The sequence below is a fragment of the Photorhabdus khanii NC19 genome (genome assembly GCF_000517265.1).
GTDB lineage: Bacteria > Pseudomonadota > Gammaproteobacteria > Enterobacterales > Enterobacteriaceae > Photorhabdus > Photorhabdus khanii.
Genome location: NZ_AYSJ01000011.1, coordinates 390,274 through 415,582, shown reverse-complemented (window position 1 = coordinate 415,582; position 25,309 = coordinate 390,274). Strand labels below are relative to the sequence as shown.

General features: G+C 41.1%; 15 protein-coding genes and 2 pseudogenes. 9 read left to right on the top strand and 8 right to left on the bottom strand.

The window, feature by feature from the left end; genetic code table 11:
* Nucleotides 1-26 precede the first annotated feature (26 nt).
* On the bottom strand, nt 27-722 hold the full coding sequence (locus PTE_RS11550) for a pirin family protein (protein ID WP_036846479.1): 696 nt from the start codon (nt 720-722) through the stop codon (nt 27-29).
* A 723-nt stretch (nt 723-1,445) separates the two neighbouring features.
* On the opposite strand from PTE_RS11550, the gene PTE_RS11545 reads away from it, so the two are divergent.
* The 4 genes from PTE_RS11545 (at nt 1,446) to PTE_RS11530 (ending at nt 4,830) form a co-directional block, all read left to right on the top strand.
* The gene (locus tag PTE_RS11545; RefSeq protein ID WP_036846476.1) at nt 1,446-2,777 is read left to right on the top strand and encodes a sensor histidine kinase; all 1,332 of its coding nucleotides are present in this window, start codon (nt 1,446-1,448) and stop codon (nt 2,775-2,777) included.
* Nucleotides 2,777-3,403, top strand: a complete 627-nt coding sequence (locus tag PTE_RS11540) for a response regulator transcription factor (RefSeq protein WP_036846473.1) — start codon at nt 2,777-2,779, stop codon at nt 3,401-3,403. Before PTE_RS11545 ends, PTE_RS11540 begins: the two co-directional genes overlap by 1 nt.
* A gap of 101 nt (nt 3,404-3,504) precedes the next feature.
* Nucleotides 3,505-3,993: a GlcG/HbpS family heme-binding protein gene (locus tag PTE_RS11535; RefSeq protein WP_036846471.1), complete on the top strand. Its 489-nt coding sequence runs from the start codon at nt 3,505-3,507 to the stop codon at nt 3,991-3,993.
* 384 nt (nt 3,994-4,377) lie between these two features.
* A complete protein-coding gene (locus PTE_RS11530; RefSeq protein WP_036846469.1) occupies nt 4,378-4,830 on the top strand; it encodes a hypothetical protein in 453 nt (150 codons plus the stop codon).
* A gap of 59 nt (nt 4,831-4,889) precedes the next feature.
* On the opposite strand, the pseudogene PTE_RS11525 reads toward PTE_RS11530, so the two are convergent.
* From PTE_RS11525 to PTE_RS11495, 7 genes and pseudogenes are all read right to left on the bottom strand, one after another.
* Nucleotides 4,890-5,865 (bottom strand): annotated as a pseudogene (locus PTE_RS11525) (IS630 family transposase).
* 473 nt (nt 5,866-6,338) lie between these two features.
* The gene (locus tag PTE_RS11515) at nt 6,339-6,638 is read right to left on the bottom strand and encodes a hypothetical protein (protein ID WP_239002468.1); all 300 of its coding nucleotides are present in this window, start codon (nt 6,636-6,638) and stop codon (nt 6,339-6,341) included.
* A pseudogene (locus PTE_RS27000) lies at nt 6,595-6,921 on the bottom strand (VENN motif pre-toxin domain-containing protein); the annotation flags it as partial. The gene PTE_RS11515 and the pseudogene PTE_RS27000, both read right to left, overlap by 44 nt.
* Nucleotides 6,922-7,140: 219 nt before the next feature.
* The gene (locus PTE_RS11510) at nt 7,141-7,521 is read right to left on the bottom strand and encodes a hypothetical protein (RefSeq protein ID WP_036846464.1); all 381 of its coding nucleotides are present in this window, start codon (nt 7,519-7,521) and stop codon (nt 7,141-7,143) included.
* 315 nt (nt 7,522-7,836) lie between these two features.
* Nucleotides 7,837-8,037, bottom strand: a complete 201-nt coding sequence (locus PTE_RS11505; RefSeq protein WP_036846462.1) for a hypothetical protein — start codon at nt 8,035-8,037, stop codon at nt 7,837-7,839.
* Nucleotides 8,027-13,105 (bottom strand): DUF637 domain-containing protein, encoded by a 5,079-nt coding sequence (locus PTE_RS11500; RefSeq protein ID WP_274534114.1) that lies wholly within the window; start codon nt 13,103-13,105, stop codon nt 8,027-8,029. The genes PTE_RS11505 and PTE_RS11500 overlap by 11 nt, the downstream gene beginning before the upstream one ends.
* Before the next feature lie 695 nt (nt 13,106-13,800).
* Nucleotides 13,801-14,079 (bottom strand): Imm42 family immunity protein, encoded by a 279-nt coding sequence (locus PTE_RS11495; RefSeq protein ID WP_239002470.1) that lies wholly within the window; start codon nt 14,077-14,079, stop codon nt 13,801-13,803.
* 544 nt (nt 14,080-14,623) lie between these two features.
* Between PTE_RS11495 and pulA the strand changes: the two genes are divergently transcribed.
* The 5 genes from pulA (at nt 14,624) to PTE_RS11470 (ending at nt 25,286) form a co-directional block, all read left to right on the top strand.
* Nucleotides 14,624-17,893 carry a pullulanase-type alpha-1,6-glucosidase gene (gene pulA / locus PTE_RS11490; RefSeq protein WP_051477374.1) on the top strand — a complete coding sequence of 1,090 codons (3,270 nt, stop codon included), beginning with the start codon at nt 14,624-14,626 and terminating at the stop codon, nt 17,891-17,893.
* A 393-nt stretch (nt 17,894-18,286) separates the two neighbouring features.
* Nucleotides 18,287-19,747: a DUF3375 domain-containing protein gene (locus tag PTE_RS11485; protein WP_036846461.1), complete on the top strand. Its 1,461-nt coding sequence runs from the start codon at nt 18,287-18,289 to the stop codon at nt 19,745-19,747.
* 46 nt (nt 19,748-19,793) lie between these two features.
* Entirely contained in the window at nt 19,794-20,702 is a 909-nt protein-coding gene (locus PTE_RS11480; RefSeq protein WP_051477373.1) for a DUF4194 domain-containing protein, read from the top strand.
* Nucleotides 20,695-24,093, top strand: coding sequence for an ATP-binding protein (locus PTE_RS11475; protein ID WP_036846459.1), 3,399 nt, complete (start codon nt 20,695-20,697; stop codon nt 24,091-24,093). The genes PTE_RS11480 and PTE_RS11475 overlap by 8 nt, the downstream gene beginning before the upstream one ends.
* Nucleotides 24,090-25,286, top strand: a complete 1,197-nt coding sequence (locus tag PTE_RS11470; RefSeq protein WP_036846458.1) for a DUF3322 domain-containing protein — start codon at nt 24,090-24,092, stop codon at nt 25,284-25,286. The genes PTE_RS11475 and PTE_RS11470 overlap by 4 nt, the downstream gene beginning before the upstream one ends.
* Nucleotides 25,287-25,309 lie beyond the last annotated feature (23 nt).

Genomic DNA, 25,309 nt, shown 5'->3' with positions numbered 1-25,309 from the left:
CCGTATGGGTGAGGTTTATTGGGGATTTATGCCGCAGGAAGGTCAAACAGCAATATTTCACTATCATCACCGGCGTTAAGTTGAAGATGGGTTTCATCCCGGATCGCCAGACCATCGCTGGTGGTTGCCTGTACACCATTAACAGTCACTTCTCCACGTATCACTTGTATCCAGATATAACGGCCGTTCTCTGTAAGATATTCGGGAGTTTCATGATTTTTCAGTATCCAACGCCACAAGGTCATGTCTTGGAAGACTTTTAGTGAGCCGTCTCGGGTATCGGGAGAGAGCACTAATTGGCGACCTTGTACATCATCAAAACGGCGCTGTTCATAGCGTGGTGTCAAGCCGGTTTTATCTGGAGCAATCCAGATTTGATACAGATGTAATGGGTGATCACTGCTTGGGTTATATTCTGAATGACGAATACCCGAACCTGCACTCATAATTTGGAATTCACCAGCGGGTACCTGCTCTTTATTTCCCATACTATCTTGATGTTCAACTGCACCGGAAAGCACATAGGTCAGTATTTCCATATCCTTATGTGGATGGGTCCCAAAGCCTTGACCTGCTTCGATGAAGTCTTCATTAATTACTCTCAGCGCTGAAAAATTCAAAAAATTAGCGTCGTAATAGTTGGCAAATGAGAAGGTATGCCAGCTATCTAGCCAGCCATGATTGGCGTGGCCGCGATCTGATGCTTTGCGTAAATAGATCATATTCAAATCTCCTCAATGGTTTTTACAGTCTAGTTGAGAAGAGATAACATAAAAGTCTAAAAACCTAACTTAATTATTCAAATATTTTGAAAATATAACAATCGGATTGATCAATAAAAAAAAGCCAGCACCCGGCTGGCTAAAGTAAACACTGGAAGCAATGTGAGCAATGTCGTGCTTTCATCTTTACCCGGAAGGCGGTTCATCTGAAAGCGATACGAATGATAATAATTATCACTATCGATTGTAAAGTGTTTTTTCTGATTAAATGGAAAAAATTGTGGGGAGTTTTATCAACTATTTGATAAATATTGATATTTTTATAGGTGTGGAGTGGCATTTAAGAGAATGAGAACCATTTCTCTTAGTCGATTTATTGAATGGTTACCTTAAATTATTCAGGAAATTTGACATGACATTAAGCGTCTTAGTAAAAACCGTCGTAAACGCTTATCCAGTATTCATCTATCGAAATTATTTTATTAATGGTTAAAAAACGCTCAGAGAAAATGAAAAAGCGGGAATTTAACATTACTGTAGCCAACTACTTTTTTGAGGAATGTTTTGATGAAATAATTACACTGTAATGAATTTTATGTGACACTAAATTACAAACGTTATCTAAAATCCAATTTACCCTGAATTTGTTTGTTCTGATAGTTGTTTAATTTATATATTCTTACAATATCTTAACATCATGAAATATATCCTTTCGGTAATCATATGTGGCATTTTTTTGCGTGGATCGTGTTAACAGTTTTGACAGCCTGGGGAATGATTAATCATTCATTAGAGCAAAATTATCAACAACAAACAGTTTCATTTAATATCCTTTATCGGGAATTGAGTGAAAAGCTTGCACAGCATGATGCCATTATATCGCTGATGGATGCTAATATCGGATTGGAGCAGTTACAGGAAAATTTTCAGCAAATCATCGGATTACAGGAGATCCCGGTGAATGTATTAATATTCCCTGTAATCAGTGAAGAGGGAGATGGAAGATATTGGCTTAATAGTACAAACAACAGTATCCGATTATTGATTGATCTCAATATCCTTATGAAAAAATTATCATTATTGTCACAATTTCGATCGGTACAACTGGATTGGAATAATCGTCAATTGATTACATATGGGCCGGAGAAAGAGCAGCATTTTTGGCACTGGGAGAAAAAGCTGACCAGTCGTTTTCAGCCTTTCGTGCTTAAAGCCAGTAATAATCAACAATGGTCGCAACTGCCGTGGGGTTATATTACTTGTCTCAGTTTCTTGTGGGCAGTGATTATTTGTTCTATCTTTTTAATTCAAAAGAATAAGAGATTAAGGGAAATTTCTGATTTACGGGCACATTTCTTTGAGTTCACCCGTTTGAATACCATGGATGAGGTGGCAACGGGTATTGTTCATGAGTTAAACCAGCCTTTGACGGCGATTATGAGTTATAACCAAACCGCACTGCGGCTAATGAAAAAGCAGCAATATGATAAAATCACTTCAATACTGGATTCATCAATCTTACAAACTCAACGTATCGCAAATTTATTAACACAATACCGCCAAAAGCTGACGACGGGTAGTATTGTACTACAGGTTGTAAATATTCTATCGATATTAGGTCGGGTTGAAATATTGCTCGGAAATGAAATCAAAGCGGGGAAAATAAAGGTCATAAAACATATTTGTGATGATTTACCAATGATATTCACCGAACCATTATGGGTAGAGCAAATATTCCATAACTTAATAAATAATGCAATTCAGGCACAGCAAGATCACACAAACCATCAGAATTGGATCTGTATTGATATCACCTATACTGATAACATGATAAAAATCGTAATTGCAGATAGTGGACCAGGATTAAGCGATGAAGTTTTGAAAAACATCTTTATTCCATTCTTTACAACACGCCAGCAGGGAATGGGGTTAGGTATGACTCTAACGGAGACATTAATTCAGAAACTTGGTGGTGATGTTCGTGCTGAAAATTGTGAAACAGGTGGTGCTCGTTTTATTATTTGGTTACCAGTCAATAAAGGTAAGGAGGAGTAATGGCAGCAGTGATTTATCTCATTGATGATGATGAAGCGATTCGTGATTCAATATCTATGTTGTTAGAAACAATGAATTGGTCGGTAACTTCATTTCCTGGCGCTCAAGAATTTCTTGATGATATTGATAAGACAAATATTTCAGATCTTCAGGGATGTATTTTATTGGATATTCGTATGCCGGGAAAACCTGGGTTGACATTACATGATGAACTTCTAAAACTCAACAATACATTGCCGGTGATTATTATGACAGGGCACGGAAATATTGATATTTGTCGCCGTGCTTTTAAAAATGGGGCTTTTGAATTTTTAACTAAGCCTATTGATGCAGATTTATTGATTGAAACAGTTTCAAATGCATTATTATCTCATCAGGAAATATTTAAGCAATGTCAGATATATAAGCAGTTGAAAACTAAATTCAGCCAGTTATCTGAGCGTGAAAGTGAAGTAATGGAAATTATTCTGGAAGGAAAAACCAGTAAGCAAATTGCTCAACAATTGGCATTATCACCACGTACAATTGAAGTTCATCGGGCTAATATATTTCATAAATTAGATATTCATTCCTTACCACAATTAGTAAAAGAATATGAGCTATTTAAGTCATTATCTTATGTTTAAGTATTTCTACTAAGCCGGATAAGTAATCAACCTAATAGATAGAGTCTATAAATCTCATTAAGTTAGAGCAGGATAATTCATCAACTTAATGAGGTTTACCTATGAAACATTCTCTTCTCTGTACTATCCTGGCGACAGGTTTATTTGCTCAAATGGCTTTTGCTACATCAACAATTACTGAACGTAATATTTCGCTTGAAACAGCAAATAAATTAGCCTCTGAGGCAATTCAATCCTGTCAATCGAATAATTATAACGTGACGGTTTCTGTTGTTGATAAAAGTGGGGTTTTGAAAGCTGTTCAGCGTATGGATAAAGCGGGTTTACATACCGTTGAGGCGAGCAAAATGAAAGCTTATACGGCATTATCTACCCAAAGAACGTCAGATGAAGTAATGAAATCTGCACAATCAAATCTTGGTGCTCAAAATATGGTGCACATCCCAGGTTTCCTGCTGATGGCTGGTGGTGTTCCGGTGAGGTCGGGTGGTGAAATCATTGGTGCAATTGGTATTGGTGGTGCACCTGGGGGTCATTTAGATCATCAATGTGCCCTTGATGCAATTCAAAAGGTTTCATTAGAGTTTTGAAGCTTATAATATGAATTGTCGTGATTGTTAATTGGGTGTTTGTAATAATTAATTTTTGTTGTGGTGTTAAATAAATTTAAGTTTTTTAGTTTAAAGAGGTTCGATGTATAGCATCGAACCTCTTTCTTTTTTCTGGAGTAAAGGTGTTGCACTTATTATGTGAATCGACCACATTAAAAAATGCTTCGTTTACTGACAAGTCAGAAATAATAGGGAAATGTTTTATTACGTTTGTCACTTATTAGAAAATAACTATAAGCTATAAAAGTGGTTTTATCGTTTGGTATCTAGAATAGTAAGCTGGAAGATGAAAAATAAAAATAGTATGAGGATCTATTAATATGTCACAAGGCAAGTATTTGAAACCCCATTGGGGAGTCGCAGATGTTTGAAGGTTATTTGAGAAATACCAAACTAAATCTGTTTGATATGGAAGAAAACTTAGCTGGTTGGGCGCGACGTTATGGTGATGCGTCTGTACAGACCATCACTGAGGCTAGAGATCTGGATATTTTGCTTGATACAACCAAATCATATAAATTTATTTTTAATGTAGAAGGACAACTGATTATCGGGAGTATCAGTAAAAAGGTTAATTCGAAGATGCTTTCTCACCCAGTTTTAGCGTCAAGGGAGGGAGGAAGTAGAGTTATCAGTGCTGGTTATATGTATCGATATAGGAACACCGTGTATTTAGTGAATCATTCTGGTCATTACAGACCCTCCGTAGGGCGTTTATTACCAGTTTCGGGATTCATAAGAAATAACTTTGGTTTTAATACTGAAATTGTTCAGGCTGAAACATTTAAGCATGGAATATTGAAGTTTTTTAGGTAACGAACTTCACATTCGGTATTGTACCGGACTCAGATTATCTAACTAACTTTCATATACCGCTACACTTTTACTGTTCCTGCTCGACTGCCCGGGAAGAGTGAAGCGGCGGCCATAAATCGATTTACTTTTCCCAGTAATTGCCACATATATTGGCAAGTATGATTTCGTGTGACGGTCTCGTGTAAAGACTGCCAAAGTCGTTCTATTTTATTAAGCCAGGATGAATAGACAGGTAAAAACAGAAGATGAAATTTATGGTTCTTTTTCAACCAATTTTGCACTTTACAACTTTTGTGGATCACATAATTATCCAGGATTAACGTCAGTTTTTTCGCTTGACGATAAGTGTGTTTCAGTTTTTCTAACAGACTGATAAACAAATCAGAATTCTTTCTTTGGCCGCCAACATAATNGACTTTTCCTGTCCGGGCATCAACACTCCCTGCCAGATNATATTTCTGATTTTGGCCGGGGATGGGGATANGTTTTTGNTGACCTTTCAAACACCAGTCAGCACCGATTTTGGGATTGAACGCGATATCGACTTCATCTTCATAAAATACAGGATATTCCGCATCCGGTATTTTGAGGGTCGGGGCTGCTCTGCGCCAGACGATATTTACCCGGGAGAAATACCGATAAAGTGTGCTAATGGGAAGCGTGATATTAAATAACGATTGGATATTTATAGCTAATAACTCAAGGCTCCAGCGTGAGCGTAGCCATCCAAATTGTTGGGGAGAGTACTGTAACAACAGAGAAAAAACAGGAAAAAGCGGATTTAAATTCCATCGGGATGGTCGTCCCGCAGGAAGACTTTTCAAACCGTCAATCCCGAACAAGGTAAACCAGTTTATCCATCGGTAACAGAAGAACGGCAGCACAAAGCGTTTTAGCTACCTGAGTGACAGAATCGCCACGATGTAACATTAACATCGCCATTAACCTTCTGGCGTGGTTTTTATCCTGCGTTTGATGAACAACTTTTTGCATCAGGCGACGTTCGTTTCGGGGTATAGGTGCTATGATTGGCATCACTCAGTCCGGTTGGGTGGTTTTTTTCTTTATTGGTGATTGATCAGATCGCTCAAACCGGATTGAGTTCCCTCAAAGTGATCTACTATTTTGAAAAGTTATTTATATAGAATTAAAAAACTCCTTCATAACCCACTCCGAATCACTGTTATAATCTATTTTTTCAAAAAGACGTTTATTACTCATTGTATCACCGGGAAAAAGTTAGTAACTGTACTTATATTCTCTGTCTTCTGTTCTCCGTCTGTTATACGATAGGTCGAAAATTTCGCAATTCTTTTGGAACAGATAACTTATGAGTATGTCGATTCCCGGCACTGAAAACGTTCAGGGCTTGCTTGAACGTGTGTTTAATCAACCAACTGGCTGATATGGTCGGTTATAAATTCCCCGTGTTAGCGTACTGTTAACACGGGAGGATAATCATTTCATTAACAAGAGATCACACAAATCCATTTGTAGACTCTTAAATTTTACAAATATTCTTTAGGTATATTTGATATCTGCTCCTCTAGTGACCAATTTTCTGGCTTGGATTTTTCGGAATTCCACTTTGCGCCTTTATCCAACCACTTAGATCTGTAATTTTTTAATGCTGTTAAAGTAGCATCTTCATAGCCAAATTCCACCCCACAGCAATCACAGATATCAAACGTTGGTGAATTGCCATCTTCACCCCACGGAGGATCTAATTGTTCTGCGCCACATACACGGCATACATATAATCTATTATTTTTGTGCATTGAAGTAATCCAAATTTGTTTTATATCCATGATCTACTGGATTTGGTTTAAACATTGTTTTAGGAACACCATCCGCATTTTTTACTGCGAAAATATTTGTCTCTGAATTGTAATATAAAGTATCTCCGTTAGCCCGGGTTTTGATTAAAGTTCCTCTTGGAGGATTTTTAATAAAATTATGGGTGGCTTCAACATATTGTTTTGAATTCTGATATTAAGGGAATTCACTTTTATGTTTATCCCAGTGACCATAAGCATTTGCTACAGGTTTTTTTTTCTTCGTTTCCGTCCATATTTGAGTTTCTTTAGTTTTGCCTGAATCTATTGTGTTGCCAACATTATGATTCTTCCCAATAATTGAAGCAACGGAAGCTTTACTGCCGATAGCTTCATCAGTTACTCAAGAGAGCTCCTTTCTGGAGGAAAAATTTGGATGGCTTTGACATGTTAGCAAATTTTTATAGGAGAAAAATACCGACTAAAAATCAGTACGTTGTTAATAACTACCCCAGCCTTTTAGCTGGGGTAGTTATTATTTCTTATTTTCAGGATAATTATAGTGGTCTGGGATCTTATAATTTTCAGGAATTTTCGGCCAATTATATCGATCTGTCCAACCTATCATTTCTATATCTTCACATATATTCGCGAAAAAATTGCTTAGATCCATTGAGTTAGCTCGTGCTCGATTTAAAGCAGCTTGAACAGCGATCATATCTTCCTGATCAAGTGCTTTTTGTAATAAAGAAAAAGCATCCAATAATCGATTGATACTGAGATTCAGTTCCTCATCCAGATTGAGTGTATAATCTGTATTTCCTTCATCATATAATTCACGTTTGGGAATATTACAGATTTGAGCCAGTCTAACTAACGCTTCTTTTGATTCGTTCAATGAACTGATTCTAGTCAACTTTTAGCCTCCTTCCCTTTCCTGCACGAGTTTTATCATCGTTTATAGTCCCATCCAAGTTAAGAGCGAACTTGAACTTATCTTTACTATGAAATACTTCTAAATGGTTCTTATGCTTACCATCTAAGTAAAATTGATCCCCTTTCCGGCTTAGTCTAAAGCCGTCGCGTCATAAGCCACGGAACTAATGGTAGCGGCGGTGCTGGCGGTAATTTATTCCGTCCCCCGCTATCACTGTAGCCACCGCAATGACTGTAAAAACAACTGGATTCAAAGAGGGGAAAGAGCCCGACTTTCTGGTCGGGGTCTAATCTATTATACAGTCCGTTTAACTGCCGCTAGCCAATCTTCCCACATAGCTGGATCTGCTGGGCCAGTTGAATCATCCCAGATCGTCCAATCCATTGATCCTAATAAACAACCAATATCATCAGACTTTGTCAATTGGTATTCATGCTCCAAAAAATAAAACATAGCTTTGTAAGCTTGTTCTATTGTAATCATCTTATTGTCCATTTTTACTACCTCTTGGCTTCAGTGAAGATAATCCTGTCTGAGGGTCATATGATTTAGGTGGATTATTTATCCCTGCATTTATCACTGTATCTCCACGAGTTTGAACCCAAGCTTGAGTGCCATCCGGCAACATGCGTGCAGACCAACTGTTACCATAACGATCACCACCTAAAATAGCCGTTTTATCATTTGCAACATCCAATATTAATTTTCTATTTTCAGGTGTATCGGCAATGTGTCCTTCTGCTTTGCGGAAAATATGCCCAACTCGTGAATTAGGAATAGTTACCTGACTATTTGATCTTACAGATGATTCACTATTAGTACGTACATTACTTCCCTTCCCTATGTTAGTTGATTTATTTCCTTCAATAATCGAAGCAACCGAAGCTTTGTTGCCGATAGCACCACCAATACCGGCAGATTCTACCGCCTCTTTGGCTATCAGTGCACCTTTTTCCCAGGCAGGCAGCGAGTTATACAACAGCCCTAAATCGTTCTGGTTTTCTGTCGTCACAAACTGGCTGATACGATGGGCATCCTCAGCCGATAAGTCAAACATCCATCTTAAGCCACTAATAGCATCCGCTGTTTTTATCCCACCGTCCATTTCGGCCTGATAGGTCAGAGTGCATAATCCACCGTTCCCGGCACAGTCAGATAACATGTCTGCCCGTTGTGCTGCACTCAGTTTGTTGTATTTGTTCCAGATTGCTTCGGTAGGGGTTCCTTGCTTATTAGCTTCTTGAAGCTCTCTAGCCAGATTGTAGGCATTCATGGAGTTTAGGTGGTTAAAGAGAATGACAATTTCCCCGGCATTAGCCCCACTGTTAGCGCCTTTGGCGCTATTGGTTGCAATGGCCCCTGCAACGCTACCAATGATTTTGCCCCCCGCCTGAATTTTCATTGGATCATTGAATGTTTTATCCAATGTTATCGCGGCCAGTTCTGCGGCTAATGCCCCCGCAGCCGCCCCTTTGGCATCTCCGCCGCCAATTTCCGCCGCAAGGGCAGAAACCGCCGCATGGCTGATGGCTTTTCCGGGTAAACCTAACACCTGACCATTATTGCCAATCAACCCGGCCCCTTCGGCGTTAATCTGGCTGCCAATATTGGCCAGTAATGCGGTGATAAAATTGTCCTTAAAACTACCGCCATTGATGGCTGTACCCAGGCTGGAACTGATAATGGATTGACCTGCTACCCGTTGAGCCACTTTGCTCCAGTCACCATTGCTGAGTTTAGGTAATGTCGTTTTTGCTGGGTTAATTTGCGTGCCGTTGGCGGCTTTATCCCATCCCATGACGTTATCAAAGCCAGCCAGAGCGCCACCTATCGCCATTGAAGTGACCGTTGATTTGACTGTCTCACTGTTTCCCATATCCTTAAGGGTTTTCGATAGGTTTCCTTCATTATTAATAAGCTTAACCGCTGCCGTAGCAGCTAGAGATGAGATACCCGCAGAAACTGCGCCGTATGTGGCGGTACTCACTGTTGCTGCTGTTGCAGTACTGGCTCCGGCTGCGGTAGCGGCACCACTGGCTGCACCAGCGGCACCATTAGCAGCAGCTACAGTTACCCCGGCCCCAGCTGTGACTACAGCAACGGAGATAGCGATAACAGCAGAAACGACAGGATTTAAATGCTGGCTCTTATGATCCCAATTCTCATAAGCATCCTGAACTTCATTCCAGTTTACATCTTGACGTTGGCTTAACTCTTTTAACCAGGCTGTTTCAGAAGTGTTACCAAGAGCAGCCAATACCGCCTGTAAGGATTGTCCTTTCTGTGTTTTGATATCAGCACTGATTCCATTTGCGGCATCAATCGTTAATTTTCCACCGATGTGAACCGAAGGCAGCACCCATGTTTCTGCCCGATGACCACTATCTCTGTTCTTAATGAAAAATCCTTTAGACTGGCTAATGGTTTGTTCAAAAGAACTATTTTTAACGGCTTTAAAGTTTATTTTTCCATGTGTACTGGTCAGTCTGGCATTTTTATTTGTTTCAATTTTGCTGGCTTCATAAGTACTGTCATCTCGGCTGAGTAAATTAATATCTCCATCAGCAATAAATTCAGTCACTTTATTGGTTACTGAATGATGAGTGGTAGTTGAAGTCTTCTTTTTACCGTACCACTTACGTTTAGTACTGGAGGTTGTATATTCAGTAACATCTTCTTGTGCTTGTGCATAAAGATAACCACCTTTAGCAGCAATATTCATTACACCTTTAGCTAAAAGTTTAGTTGCTTGAAATAAAAGACCTTCTCCGGTAAGAATTGTTAAATTATTACCGCTATCTAATTTGGCTTCTTTATGTGTAATAGATGAGCTGGAATCTTTATTTTCAGTGTCTACTGCGGATTTAAAGTATGTATATCCACCAGAAGTGAGGGTCATATCACCTTTAGAAATTAAACTTGAACCTTCTAACTTTATATTATCATTAGCTATTAAATTTAATTTATCCCCTGCATTAACAGCAGTAACATGGCTTATTTTACCTTCTTTTATCAGACTACCTGCATAACCATAAGCAGCAGATAAATTTAAATCTCCACCAGAATTCATTAATATATTTTCTGTTGCATTCAATGAAGAGTTAGTTATATTTAAATCTTTCCCCGTAAATATAGAGATACTATTAGCTGTAATAGGAACTCCCCATAATTTAGAATCTTGAGAAGAATTTAATATAACGTCTTTTCCTGCGGTTAGTTCTAAACCACCAATATCTAGATTTATACCACCATTAATGGATATGGACTCGGATGAGTCTATACTGGTTTTACTTATATTTATTTTAATATCTCTGGCCGCAGTTAAAGTCGTGTTCTTGTTTTTTGTAAAATAATTAACGAAATTTAAATCTAAATTTGTTCCTGAAGAAAGTGTTAAATCTCCTGAGGAGTTTATTATATTACTTCGATCATCAATATCAGGTCCAAAACTAATTTTTGTAGATTTATTAGCGGATATTCCTGAATTTTTGCTTATTAATGAAACATTATGTCCTTTTAATACAGTGGAGGAAATATTAATGGCAGATGGAAATGATAGTGTATGAAAAAATTCATACGGTGCTTTGTAATAGGTTGAAAGTATAGATAAATCACCTGATTTAGAGATGATTTTAGAATCGGCAAGATCGACAAAGTTAGCATCTGATGAGATAATGTTTATATCTTTTTCGGCATTTAATCGTGCTGATTTTAAGGTAAATCCATTGGCATTTAATATAAGATTATTTTTAACTTTGATATCATCAGTTTCTGAATTTAATAAATTTAATGCTTTTTCTTTACAGCCAGGCGTATTCAAGTCATTTTCATTAATAAGTTCCTTATTGGATGTAATTTTAACCTCTCCAAGAAAATCAATAACTAAATTCTTTCCAGAAGATAGCATTGTCTTATCTATGAATGGGTCAATTTTTGTTTTATTAGAAGGATTATTCCGAATAAGATCCCAATCTTGCTGTTTTATATCTGTGTTATTTCTATCTAATACATGTATTTCCCTAGAGTTTTCCAGCTTATTTCTGTATTTATAGTATGGATTATTAAATATAGGATGTGAATTATTTATTATAAAATGTTGATAAGTATTTTCATTATATAGACCTTCAGTATTTATAAATTTAGTGCTTGTAAAATGACTTCCGGTCAAAAATACATCGCCTTTTCCATGTATTTCACTGTTTACATTTAATAAACTATCACTATTTATATATAAATTTCCTCCGGATGAAATTAAACTGCTATCATAATTTTCTATAAAGAACCAATTTTTCATGTCACTGAGATCATCAACATTACCAAAATCAAGAAAATAGTTTTTTTCAGGTTTAATATTATAAAGGAGATAAAGATCTCTTATATTGAGCATTTTATCAGACCTGGCAACTAAATCACCTTTATTAGTCTTTATGGTAGCAGATCTGTTTTCAATAAGATGACTTTTATCTCCTTGTGCATTTTTCTGTATCCACATATTATCGTTGGCTTGTAGCAGAGCTTTGTTGCCTGTATTTTTCACCGTGTCGCCAAATATTCGCATATCTCGGCCAGCAGTCACACTGCCTTTATTACCCAGAGTGGTACTTTCCAGAGTAATATCTCGTCCCGCTTGTACTGTAATATTGGGCGCAATATGGGTTTCTTTGCCAATAATATTCAGGTCCGTTTTAGCCTTAATATTTCCCAGTTCAATTTTGCCATTAACATTTAAGGTAATATCACGCTGGTCACTGGTTAACTCTTTCAGATTAACGCCGATACCATCTTCTGTGGCAATCAAGCGGATTTTATTCGCATACATACCACCTAACGCTTTGGTATCAACCGCTAATTGAGGTTTAGTTCCTTCGCCAGCAATAGGTTTAACTGTGCCGTCTTTTAAGCTGATTCGGTTGGCACCTTGCGTCAGGGACAGATTATTCGCCTGAATTTTTCCATTTAATTCCGTCGCTCGACTGATAATATCGACATAATCCGTCGCCTTGCCATCCAGCCCTTTACCGCCAATAGTAATCTGGCCTTTTTTAACCTCTAATGCTTCCAACGCGCCTTGTTTATCAAATTGGGGTTTACCCGTGGTCAGTGTGGCACTGGCCGTATTAATAAAACCACAGCCATCACAGGTAATGCCGTTGGGGTTGGCAATCATCACATTGGCTTTATTGCCGAAAATTTCCAACTGGCCTTGCAGGTTAGATTGTCCGCTACCGGTCACTTCATTAATAATCAGTTCCGCTGCTTTTCCATGCAGATTAGGGTTAGCGTTAAGTTGCCCTGCCAGTTGTGATTTAGCCGCTTGAGTGGCGTTATTAAGTACAGCACCCTGAGTGGCAACGTTAAACTCTTTATAGGTGTTGTGGGATATCCCCGCGTCATTCGGCGTGGCAATATTCACCACCGGGATATTGCCCTGGTTTTGTACCTGAGTATGGTTATTGTCCGGTGTTATTCCGGCAGCAATCGCCGGGTGGAGTGGCTGAATTGCCGTCAGGTAAATTAAAAGATAACTCGTGCCTCTCACCACAGAGTTGTTGAGTTTACTCATCGTACTTTCCCTTTTGTTTAATTTAAGTGTGACAAAGTCAGTGATGCTGACCAATAAATGACCCGGTTCTGCGGTCAGGCTGCGGTGATAAAAGGGTCATCTACCCACAGAGAATATTGATGATTTAATAGTGACATCATTAAACCATTCTAATGTGTAATTAATTGACTGTCAGAATGAATAGTATGAAATGTGATCGGCGATAGGTTTTTTAATCCTTACAATGGGGAATCTGTTATATTAAATGCCGGAAAATCACGATAAGGCTGGAGATATTGTTTCCTTGCGCCAGAGGCAGGACTCTTTCAGTTTTTGCGTGAGGGTCTCTGGCAATCGAGCAAGAACGAGCTCCCACGATGAAAAGACCAGTAAAAAATTTCATCATTAAAGGTAAGAGGTCGTAATGAAAGATTGTTTAAAGCGGGTAAAAAACGCAATGCTATACCGATATTGGAAGAGAAAATGTCAGGAAAAACGAGTTTTAAGCTGATAAATGAAGTGACGAAATGACAGTATTAACCCAATAACAAGAATATGAGATTCTATTAAAACCTTTTACAGGATTAACTATACCCTTCATCTTTCAAGCTGCTGCTTTGTTGGCTACTTTCACTCACCCCAGTCACATCGTTATCTGTGCTCCTGGGGATTCGTTCACTTGCCGCCGCGTTGCAACTCGAAATCTATTAGGTATATTACAATGACATATAATATTTTTTTATATTGGCAATTATTTCTTTAACTTCATCTTTATAAAGTTTTGTTTCATAGAAATCGGGTTTAGGAATATCTTCCCAATAACCACAACCATTATTATCATATCTCAAGATACGTCGTTTTGCTCCGATGATTCTAACAATATCATTGTAAGATACAGCGAATACAGAACTACCAAAATCATCAATATTCTCTGTTGAAGCTTTATAAATATATGATGATTCAAAATCTTCTGGCACATCTAAATAGCTTTTCATAATACCGATACAGTTGGTCTATTTGATTAATATCCGAGCAATGCAAGTCTGATACCTGATAAGCCGCACTAACTCATCACTCTGCTATGCATAGCGCACAACCCTTGCTACACAAGGCGTTGTCCGAAGTGGAGCACTATTTTGGAAAATTATTTAGTTTTATGCTATTCGTCTGGTATTACCTACTGCAACGGAATCCCGGTTAATAATAACAGTTAACCTATCAGGTACGTTTTTCGCTAAAGGAAAAATGAGCGCGGGTACTGAAGGTAAAAGCTAAATAAAACCGGGACGAAATAATATCATCAGCATGGAAAATATATAGAGTAATACACATAAAACTCACATCAGCATTATGTAATAAAAGAATATTGCATAATTATTGTGTGCGATATCACGAAAAGGCATCTCCTCCTGATTCCTCCTCCCTATTAGTATCAAAATTAGGAGGATGCTGCTTTATCTGAGACATTATTTAATATTTCCAATTTAATTCATTCGCAATAATATCGTCGATAATTTCTTACTATTAAAAGGTCTGATTATGGTAGCTCACTTCTTGAAAAAGGCTTATTCGGTCATATTAAGCGGTTCATTCGTTTTGCTGGCAGGCTGTGATAACAATGGTTCTTCACCTAATCCCCCTAAAGAGCCGATAGCGCATCTCCCTATCAAAATACCGGGTGAAGTTGCTCGTGCCGGTGATCTTCAGGCCGTTATCCACTTGGTGGATATTGATAAATTAAGTCAACGCGATCCGATAACAAACCGTGATTACAGTACCAATACCCTCTACCTATGGAACGATGAAAGCTGTGATGCCCTGGCTTCTCCCTCATTAAGCTGGAATGATTTCAGTGCAATTCCTACGGGCAGCGATAGTTATGGACCTTACTGGGTTGTGCCGTTAAACAAAAACGAGGGCTGTATTAATTTTATCGTGCGTGATGGTAACAACACTAAATTGATCGACAGTGACCTGAGAATTTCCTTCTCCGATTTCAGTAACCGTACTGTTTCTGTCATACCCGGCAATAATCAAATCTATAGTAGTCGGGCGGAAGCCTTTGAATCTGTGTTCGGTGTTTCCCAGGCTTCGGCACACTGGGTCGACAATCAGACACTGTTGTGGTCAGGTGGAGCAGATAAGCCTTATGTCCGTTTATATCATAGCCGGAGTAAAGTCGTAGCCAATGACCTAGGAAACTTTACCGATAGCTATCTGGCATTAACACCGACTACCTTGAGTCAGGAAACGGCGGATCGATTCCCACACTTGCAGAAATTAACAGCGTTCCGCCTGCCAGAAGACACGGATATTGAAACGTTACTCACCGGTGATCTGGTCGTGTTGGCGACCAATAAAGAAGGCCTGTTATTATCAGCGACTCAAGTACAAACTGCCGGCGTGTTGGATGACCGTTTTGCCGATGCGGCTGACACGTTGGAGTATGGTGCGCTGATCAATGATGCAGGTGTTACTTTCCGTTTGTGGGCACCTACTGCTCAGGATGTCGGGCTGGTTATCTACGATACAGATAAACAAATAATCGCCAACTATCCAATGAACCGTGATCCTGCTAGTGGCGCTTGGTCATGGCAAGGTGACAAGGAATTGGTTGGTGCTTATTACCGCTATGTTGTAACGGTGTACCATCCACGTTCCCGCAATGTGGAGCATTATGAGGTTACCGATCCCTATTCCCATAGTCTGTCGACCAATTCGGAATACAGTCAAGTAATTAACTTGGATGATGTGACGTTGAAACCACAAAACTGGGATAGCCTGATTATGCCGCGTTCGCAAAGTACACCGGCGGACATTGCACGCATGGCCATATATGAAGCTCATGTTCGTGATCTCTCCGTTGCAGATAACACGGTGCCGGAAGCTTGGCGCGGTAAATATCTGGCTCTGACTGCTAACAACAGCGATATGTTCAAACATCTTAAAGCACTGAGCCGGGCAGGAATCACTCATATGGAGCTGTTGCCAGTATTTGATTTGGCTTCTGTTAGTGAATTCAGCGACCAAGTAGCTGATCTTAATCATCCATTCAGTCATTTGTGCCAGATCAATACAATGGTGAGAAACAGCCGCTTTGCTGATTATTGCGATGGGTCACAGACAGTCGGTGAAGTGTTACAGGAATTGCTGAGTGGTGATAATGCCGATAACCCGCAGGTACAAGAGCTGAATGCGATGATTGCGGAAACCGATTCCTACAACTGGGGCTATGATCCGTTCCATTACTCAGTACCGGAAGGCTCTTATGCCACAGATGCGGAAGGTTCGGTACGTATAAAAGAGTTTCGCGCTATGATTCAGGCCATCAAGCAGCAACTGGGAATGAATGTGGTCATGGACGTAGCGTACAACCACACCAATGCTGCGGGCCCAACAAACAAATCTTCCGTGTTGGATAAGATAGTCCCTTGGTACTATCATCGCCTGAATGAAATCAGTGGTAACGTTGAATCTAACACCTGTTGTCACGATACGGCACCAGAGCACCGCATGTTCGCTAAACTAATCGAAGACTCATTGGTTACCTGGGTTAAGGACTATAAGATCGACGCATTCCGCTTTGACTTAATGGGTTTTCATCCCAAGGCACAGATGTTATCGGCGCTGGCAAAAGTACGCGCGATTAACCCATCGGTCTACTTCTTCGGTGAAGGTTGGAATTCCGGGCAGGACGACCGTTTCGAGATGGCTTCACAGATTAATCTTAAGGGTACTGGGATTGGTACTTTCTCTGATCGATTGCGTGATGCAATACAGGGTGGTGGACCGTTCGATTCCGCTGACAGCATTCGTATTAACCAGGGAGTGGGTAATGGTGCCGGGACTTTACCTAACGAACAGTCTTGGTTAAATGCTGATGAGGTGCGTCATCTGGCGGATCTGGTACGTTTGGGGATGGCGGGCAATCTGGCTGATTTTGTGTTGATCGATAAAGATGGGGCGGTGAAAACCGGCAGAGAAATTGACTACAAAGGGGCTATAGCCGGTTATGCTGCTGATCCAATTGAGGTGATCAATTATGTATCCAAACACGATAATCAAACGTTATGGGACATAATCAGCTACAAAGCTGCGCGCGAGGCGGATCTGGCGACACGGGTTCGTATGCAGGCAATATCCCTCGCTACTACATTCCTTGGGCAGGGATTGGCCTTCGCCCAACATGGCTCGGAACTACTACGTTCTAAATCTTTTACCCGTGATTCCTATAATGCCGGCGATTGGTTTAACCGTGTCAGCTACACTTACCAAGACAATAACTATGATGTTGGTATGCCAGGCTTGCGTGATGATGGTGGAAATTACGCATTGATTGAACGAGTGAAAAACGTAGTGGATAAACCAGGCCAAACTGAGTTATTGCAGATGACCGCTTTTTATCAGGAACTGCTGCGCCTGCGTCAATTTTCACCACTGATGACGCTTGGTGATGGTGCATCGGTTAAGCAACGTGTCGATTTCCGTAATGTCGGACCAAATCAGCAACTCGGATTACTGGTGATGACGATAGATGATGGTAATACCACCGATGATGATCGTGATTTGCGGTTTGACGGCTTAGTAGTGATGATCAATGCTGCACCATGGTTTGCTATGGTGAGAGATCTTAATGTCAAGGGATTGAAGTTGAACGATATTCAAAGAGAGCTGGGCAGCACCTCGTTGGCAGCCGGTATCAGAATAGCCAAAGATGGCGCGGTCACGTTGCCGGCTTGGTCGGTAGCGGTGCTGGTTTTACCACAGGATGGCGTTCGCGGTACTGGTTTGCCTGTCCGCAGGAAGTAACGCGCAGGAATTTTCCACTGTTTGCATCGGGGCGGTCTGGACAGACCGCCCATCTTTAACTTCAAAGGGGGACTCCCGCCGCTTCCCTTGCTGATGATAATTGAGACATTGTTTATCACCTTAAATTATCTGCGCTAATCGCTTTTGTTTTTCATCATCTTACTGCCTTCTTCAAAAAATGGATGGCTTTATAAGCTTAATTCTCTCTGATCACAGCGCCTAATAATTACAAGAGTTAATAACAGGCGTTGACATAATAAAAAACATGATGATATGGTTTTTATTTGATTGTGAATTATACAAAATTCTTAGTGGTGGCTTTTTGGAAAGGGTGGTGACGAGCCAGTACTCATTTAATCGCTTTTTACTCATAACCACACAGAGGGAGGCAAGTTGAACTTCCAAGGGTTACAGGCAAAGTACCGCCGTCTATTTCAGGAAAGTGCAGCCTGGAAACTGTTAAGAGCTGATAATTCCCCTTTAATTTTGGCATTTTTGGGTGAGTTATTTTCGGAGGATAGTGAAGTCCCTTTTAGTCGTGCCCGTGTGTCACTTGATGCAGAGCTGGTACGCTGTCGTGAACTTGGTCTGTGGGAAACGGAAACGGGGGCTGGCACTTATCTCAATAAATGGATTCGGGAAGGCTGGTTGCGTGAGATGGATGACACATTAACTAAAACGGATGCCAGTGAAATTGCGCTCCGTTTTAGTCAGGGACTTGATGAGCGCCGATCAGGAACTACTGCGTCTCATCTTCGAATTGTTCAGGAAGCAGTCAGGGACTTTGCGGTGGCGATTAGCCCAAATGTCGATGAGCGTGTCACGCTTTTGGAAGATAGAAAATCCGAAATTCAGAGAGAGATTGATGCCCTGAAGGCAGGCATTGTAACCGAACTGACCGAGGTTGAGCAGCGGGAAAGGATTCGTGAGATTTACCAGTTGGCTTCTGTTTTAACGGGTGATTTCCGCCGTGTTGAAGATGAAATTCGTCGGTTGGATCAGGAAATTCGTATTCAAATTATTGAGGGAGACTCTACCAGAGGAGATGTCCTTCTTGCTGTTTTAGAAAAAGAAGCGTTGCTAGCTAAAACGGATGCCGGTAGTGCGTTTGAGAGCTTTTTTGATTTGTTATGTGATCAAAATAGAACGATGGAGCTGCGGGATCAGCTTCGAAGCATTTTAAATCGCCCGGTCGCAGAACACTTAAGTACCCCGCAACGGCAATTCTTAAGTCAGCTCATGCGAGAATTGAGCCGTGAGAGTGACCGAGTTTTTCAAATCAGACGAAGAACAGAAGAGAGCTTGCGGGCTTACATAGAGAGTGGCACTGCTCAAGAAAATCGTGCTGTTGATAGATTGCTTGGTCAATTGGAACGACTTGCTGTTGAATTGAGGAATGCTGATTGCGACTTGCAAACAACAACAGCTCTTTCATTGCCCGTTGGGGCGGCAAGTATTAGTTCTCCCGAAAGTATGCTCCTTAAATCACCCGATGAAAAGCTGGATACCTCTGGTGTTGAAGAGCGGTTTAACTCTCGAGAACCGAGTATACAGATGCTGGATTGCCTTGATACTGTTCAAATCCGATTGATCGCTGAGAGGGCATTAGAAACGTTAAAAGAGTTTGGTCCAATGACGATTGCATCTATTGCACATTATCACCCGCTTAATTCAGGGTTGGAGGAGTTAGTTGCCTATTTACGGGTTGCGAAATCTGTCGGGGCGGCATTATTGGAAGAGAAGGAATCAATTGAAATTAGTGACAAACAGGGAGTTCGCTTGCGGGCGTCTATCCCCACTTTTCTTCTGAGTGCCGACCTGTTTCCAGACAGTTTGGATGAATTGGTCCTGTAATGGTGAATAGTAAAGTGGCTGTAGATATCATTGTGTGAGGGTTGGAATGCATAAAGACAAAAAGTTGAATAAAGATAATGGTACCCCCGCAACCCTCGAGAAGTCTGATTCGGATCCTCAGAAAGAACAGCAAACAGGGTTCTTCGATCAGTTGATAAAACATCATACTCAATCAGGGTATAACCCGCTTACAGGCACATCCGCTGTTGAATCTGATGTCGCTGCCAATAAAAGCTCATCCGTTGAAGTTGATGATGTGTTAGCCAGTGATCACTCTGAAAGTTCAAGTAGTAGCATGCCACCTGATGCGCGCCGGGTGCTGGTTAGCTTGCTGCGTCAGGGCGTTATATTGTCTTCGCAGAAAGCCAAGTTGTTTGAATCGCTTTGTCGATACCAATGTGCTGTACGCAAACATCTGTCAGAAGTCTATTTGAAGCTGGTTTTAGATGAGAAAGCGGGTGTCGCCTTTATAGCCGGTTTTCAAAATGAGGAAGATACCGAGTCATTGGGTATAGATGATGAAGAGGTTGTCTCTCTGATTAGCCGAAGGACGCTCTCTTTATACGATACGTTGTTGCTGTTAGTGCTGCGCAAACACTACCAGGATCGGGAAACGTCAGGTGAGCAAAGGATTATCATTGATATCGAGCGTATAGAATCCCATTTGACACCGTTTTTACCGCTGACAAACAGTACTAAATCTGACCGGAGAAAGCTCAAGGGTGCTCTTGAGAAAATGGTGACGAAAAAAATATTGAGTTCGGTGCGGGGAAGTGAGGATCGCTTCGAGATTACACCGGTGATCCGCTACGTAGTCAGTGCTGAATTTCTCGAAAGTATGCTGAATGAATACCTGAAAATGGCGGATGAGAAGGGTATTGAGCTAAATAAAAATGGCAGCAACGCTGTTGATTATCAAAATGGAGAGGAGGAAACAGGAGATGAAAATGACTGATCAAACTCTTTCGGCTGATTCATTATTTCATGTTGGTCAAATCAGATTAGCCGAACTCTCAGTTTATAACTGGGGGTCATTTAACGGCTTGCATACCGCGTTGATCGATCCTATGGGAACTTTGGTTACTGGGGATAACGGTGCGGGAAAATCGACGTTTATTGATGGCCTTATGGCCTTGCTCCTTCCTGCCGGAAGGGCAACCTTTAACGTGGCTGCGGCGCAGGGTGATCGTTCTGACCGGACTTTACTTTCTTATATGCGGGGAAGTTTTGGATCTGCCCATGATGGAGCGGGTACGAGAGTCAGAAGTAAGCGTGAATTTGGCGTGGTGACTGGGCTTAGAGCTTTATATCAGGGCAACGATGGCTCAAAAATCACGCTTGCGGCACTTTTCTGGATCACTAAATCGACGAATGTGCTTGCGGACGTGACACGAGTTTATATTGTCGCCAAAAGAGACCTGACTCTTAAGGAAATGCTTGATGCCTTTGGGGATGGTAATGCCCGATCATTCAAGCAATGGCTCCGTGATGATCCGGCAATGACATGCTGTGATGATAATTTTTCCGATTATCAGGAGCTGTACCGAAAGCTTCTGTATATGGACAATAAGAATGCGCCTGCATTGTTGTCGCGGGCGTTGGGCCTGAAAAAAATTGATGATTTAACCGGGTTGATTCGTGAATTGGTACTTGAACCGAGTACAGTCAAAGATGATGCCAAAAAGGTAGTGGAAGAGTTTGCTGATCTAGTGGCAATTCATAGTCAATTAGTGGATGCAAGAGCACAAAAAGAGCATTTATCCAGGTTACCTGAACTCAGCTCAATTATCGAAAAAAAGACGAAAGAATTTGAGGAATTAACGGCCGAAAAAAACAGTCTCCCGGTCTACTTTGGGGAAATCTTCGCACAATTGTGGAGTGAGAAAATTGCCGATATTGAGGCTGAACTTGAAGCACTATCCCTCGGAATTAAGCAAGCTGAAGGGCAGAAAGTCGATGCGGATAACCTGGTTGAACGAAGACATGAGGAATATCTTCAGTTTGGCGGGGATAAAATAGAATCGCTTCGAAAAGAAATGGGCCATACCCAAGATCAATTGAATCGTGTGGTTCGAAATTCATCGCAATATCAAACTCATGCTAATGAACTGGCTCTTCCTTCTGTATTAGAGGAGGCTGTATTTCTCAAAAATCAATCCGAAGCATCAGCCAGGCTTGCCAGTATTCAGCGTGACGAAGAAGAGTATCAGGACAGGTTTGCCACCATCAGTGCCAAATTCAGTGAGTTGCAAGCAAATATCCATGATATCTCTCAGGAAATTCGGGAAATCGAGGCAAGGCCGGATTCTAATATTGATGTGAAATATCAGCAACTGCGGGATGAACTGGTTAACTCCTTAGAATTAAGTAAAGACCAATGTATATTTATCGGTGAGCTTATCGATGTCGAAGATCATGAAAAGAGATGGCAAGGCGCGATAGAGAGGGCGTTAGGCGGGTTACGGACAACACTTGCTGTGCCACATCATTGTTATTCGATGGTGACTCGCTGGTTAAACGCCCGGCATACGGGTTTACATGTACGTGTTCAAGTTGTGAATGATGCTGCGACTAACCTGGGTCAATCGGCGGAGTTTAAGCCTGACGGTTATTTAAGGAAACTGGTATGGCGCACTCACCCTTATCGGGAGTGGCTCAAGCATCACTTGCAGCGATTTGACCTGCAATGTGTTTCGAATACGGAAGAATTGGATCAAACCCCGTTTTCGATGACGCAACAGGGGTTAATGCACATGGATAAGGGGCGCTTTGATAAAAAAGATCAGCACCGGATAGATGACAGGAGACACTGGTGTCTGGGTTTTTCAAATAAATCACGTTTAGCCATTCTTAATAACGATAAAAAAGAGTTAACTCTGCAACTGGCGGAAACCGGGAAAAATGTGAGTCAGGCCCGTCAAGATTTGAATTCTGTTTCTGATCGTAAAATACTTTGGGAGAAGATCCAAAGTTACCGCTGGGATGATATTAATGCTCCTTACTGGCACGAAAAGCTTTCTGATTTGCAAGCTGACCTTAAGGTGTTAGAACAATCAGGCGGTGATCTTGATAAGGCCAGAGAGCGTTGGGAATCGGCTAAAGAGCAATTGGCTCAAATTCAATCGGCATTAAATCAGCTTAACTCTGATTCTGGTGGCGTTAAAAATACGCTGAAAAATGCGCAAGAAGAATGGAGCAAAGCGCAGGCAAAAGCGTCGAGGGGATTACCTGATTCAGCCAGGCAGTTACTTGCGATTCGGGTTGGCGTGCTTAATACAAACGATTTAAGCCGGATGGCTGAATTGGTGTCGAAAGTTGAAGAAGATTTGGATCGTCTGTTAGATTCTAGCCGGAACAATAAAGACAGAGCGGAAAGATCAGCCATCAGCATTATGGTTTCGTTCAGGTCTAACGATAAATGGCAAGTCTTCACGGTTGACTGGCAAAGTGATATTGGCAGCTTACCTGATTATCTTAATCATTTACGACAACTGGAAGAGGAAGGGCTTCCCAACCTGGTAGAGCAGTTTATTGAACGTTTGAATAAGCATGCAACGCAGTCGCTGGCGCGGATTAAAACTAAGCTTGAATCTGAACGGGAAGATATCCTCGAGCGGATTGACATTATTAACCGGGTCCTCAAGCGTACAGAGTTTCGATCAGAGACACATTTAAAGTTGGGTTCAAAAAGAGAGAAATTCCCGCATGTTAATGAATTTGAACAGCATCTGCGTAAGGTGCTTAGTCAGGTAACCAGTGATGACCATGAAGCACGGTTCCGTCAGTTGGCTAAGGTAGTTGAAATCCTTGGGAAAGCAAGTGCGCCAGGTTCCTCAAATACATTGGAAAGTTTAAGGCTGCTTGATTCCCGTTATCAGATGTCATTTTATGCCGAAGAATTGGATATCAATACGGGTGAGATTCGTGATGTATTGGAGTCATCCAGTGGAAAGTCAGGTGGGGAGAAAGAGTCATTTGCGGCAACTATTGTTGCGGCAAGTTTGGCCTATGTTTTGACGCCGAATGGCTATGATCGACCTGTCTACTGTACTGTTTTCCTGGACGAAGCATTCTCGAATACGGCCGAAACAGTAAGCCGGCGTGTGCTCCGGGTATTTAGGGAACTGCATATTCACGTTAATTTGATTACGCCTTATAAAAACCTGAATTTGGCGAGAGAATCGGCCCGCTCGTTGCTCATTGCAGAAAGAGACCAGGAAAACCACGATAGCCATTTATGTGAAGTCACCTGGGAAGAGATTGATCGGAGAATGAGGGAAGAGAAGGGGAAAAAGTTAGCTGCTGAGGTTGCTGGTCTGGGCATCGAACTTGAAAAACTGATATGAAAAAAGGGCTGTGTGAAACGCGCTGGGGGTTATTGCCGGCACAAGTTAAGAGCATCATTAGGCAACGTGAGTGGGATAATCTTTCCTCACTAAAGGCCCGGTTACTGGGCATCAAAGCATTCCCTGTCCGTGTTGGCTTAAAACCACCGAGAGGCAGTTCTGCTATATCAGATATGGTTCATTTTCAGCGGTTTGTTGATGAGTGGAAATCATTTCCCTATCAAGACCATGTGGAGTGGTCTTCCAAAAATTTCCGGGAGTTGTCTGAGCAGCGAATCCCGACTTTTGTTGCTATTGAATCAATGCAACATTTGATTCAATTTTTAGGGAATGATGCTCTTTCGCGAAGTAAGGTATGGGAAAGAAATATGAAGCCATTCTTGCGGGTTGATAAAGATCTCTATCCTGCATTGGTTAAGTGTATAGATATTGTGGAAAAACTCTCTTTGAGAGATGCGGAATTACTGGCAAAGCTTCTTCCACAATTAAAGCCAGGCTTGGGGGAAGGACAATATTTAAGAGCATTACCTCTCATTGGTATTGATACTAAGTTTCTTGAGAACCACCAAATCCTGATCGAAGAGCTGACCGATGTGATTCACAAAGGTGCGGTTTCTGCATTTGGAGGTCTTACTGCCTGGTTGGGTTGTTTAACAAATCCCAAGGGCTGGTTAACCATCAGACCGCTTTGCCATACTGCTATGGCCGCGCTTGGTGGAATTCCGATACTTCAAATACCTGGTGAATTACTTAAACAGCACGAACTTCCAGCATCGAATATATTAGTAGTCGAAAACTTACAGTCTGGTTTGGCATTACCCGACATGCCTGACACAGTTGCGGTGATAGGAGGAGGGAAAAACGTTGCATGGATGGATGCGACATGGTTGAGAAGCAAGCGTGTAGGGTATTGGGGAGATATTGATACCTGGGGCTTGTCTATTCTCAGTGACGCCAGAGACAAGTTTGTGGATATTGAATCCCTGATGATGGATGTTGAAACCGTTAAAGTTCATGAAGATAGAATGGTTCCTGAACCAAATCCAGTTGAATCCAATCCTTCATCGCTAAATGAGGATGAAACAAAGTTGTTTAATAATCTCATCTCTGGCCGGTTCCAGTCTTCACGTTTAGAGCAGGAACGTCTTTCATCTGATTACATTAGAAACAAGCTTATAGATTGGCTGTCTTAATTCGGAAGCCACCAAGCGCACTG

Excerpts from the sequence above, each read along its gene's own strand:
- PTE_RS11550 (WP_036846479.1), bottom strand. The coding sequence starts at position 722 with ATGATCTATTTACGCAAAGCATCAGATCGCGGCCACGCCAATCATGGC.
- PTE_RS11545 (WP_036846476.1), top strand. The coding sequence starts at position 1,446 with ATGTGGCATTTTTTTGCGTGGATCGTGTTAACAGTTTTGACAGCCTGG.
- PTE_RS11540 (WP_036846473.1), top strand. The coding sequence starts at position 2,777 with ATGGCAGCAGTGATTTATCTCATTGATGATGATGAAGCGATTCGTGAT.
- PTE_RS11535 (WP_036846471.1), top strand. The coding sequence starts at position 3,505 with ATGAAACATTCTCTTCTCTGTACTATCCTGGCGACAGGTTTATTTGCT.
- PTE_RS11530 (WP_036846469.1), top strand. The coding sequence starts at position 4,378 with ATGTTTGAAGGTTATTTGAGAAATACCAAACTAAATCTGTTTGATATG.
- PTE_RS11515 (WP_239002468.1), bottom strand. The coding sequence starts at position 6,638 with ATGGATATAAAACAAATTTGGATTACTTCAATGCACAAAAATAATAGA.
- PTE_RS11505 (WP_036846462.1), bottom strand. The coding sequence starts at position 8,037 with ATGGACAATAAGATGATTACAATAGAACAAGCTTACAAAGCTATGTTT.
- PTE_RS11500 (WP_274534114.1), bottom strand. The coding sequence starts at position 13,105 with ATGAGTAAACTCAACAACTCTGTGGTGAGAGGCACGAGTTATCTTTTA.
- PTE_RS11495 (WP_239002470.1), bottom strand. The coding sequence starts at position 14,079 with ATGAAAAGCTATTTAGATGTGCCAGAAGATTTTGAATCATCATATATT.
- pulA (WP_051477374.1), top strand. The coding sequence starts at position 14,624 with ATGGTAGCTCACTTCTTGAAAAAGGCTTATTCGGTCATATTAAGCGGT.
- PTE_RS11480 (WP_051477373.1), top strand. The coding sequence starts at position 19,794 with ATGCATAAAGACAAAAAGTTGAATAAAGATAATGGTACCCCCGCAACC.
- PTE_RS11475 (WP_036846459.1), top strand. The coding sequence starts at position 20,695 with ATGACTGATCAAACTCTTTCGGCTGATTCATTATTTCATGTTGGTCAA.
- PTE_RS11470 (WP_036846458.1), top strand. The coding sequence starts at position 24,090 with ATGAAAAAAGGGCTGTGTGAAACGCGCTGGGGGTTATTGCCGGCACAA.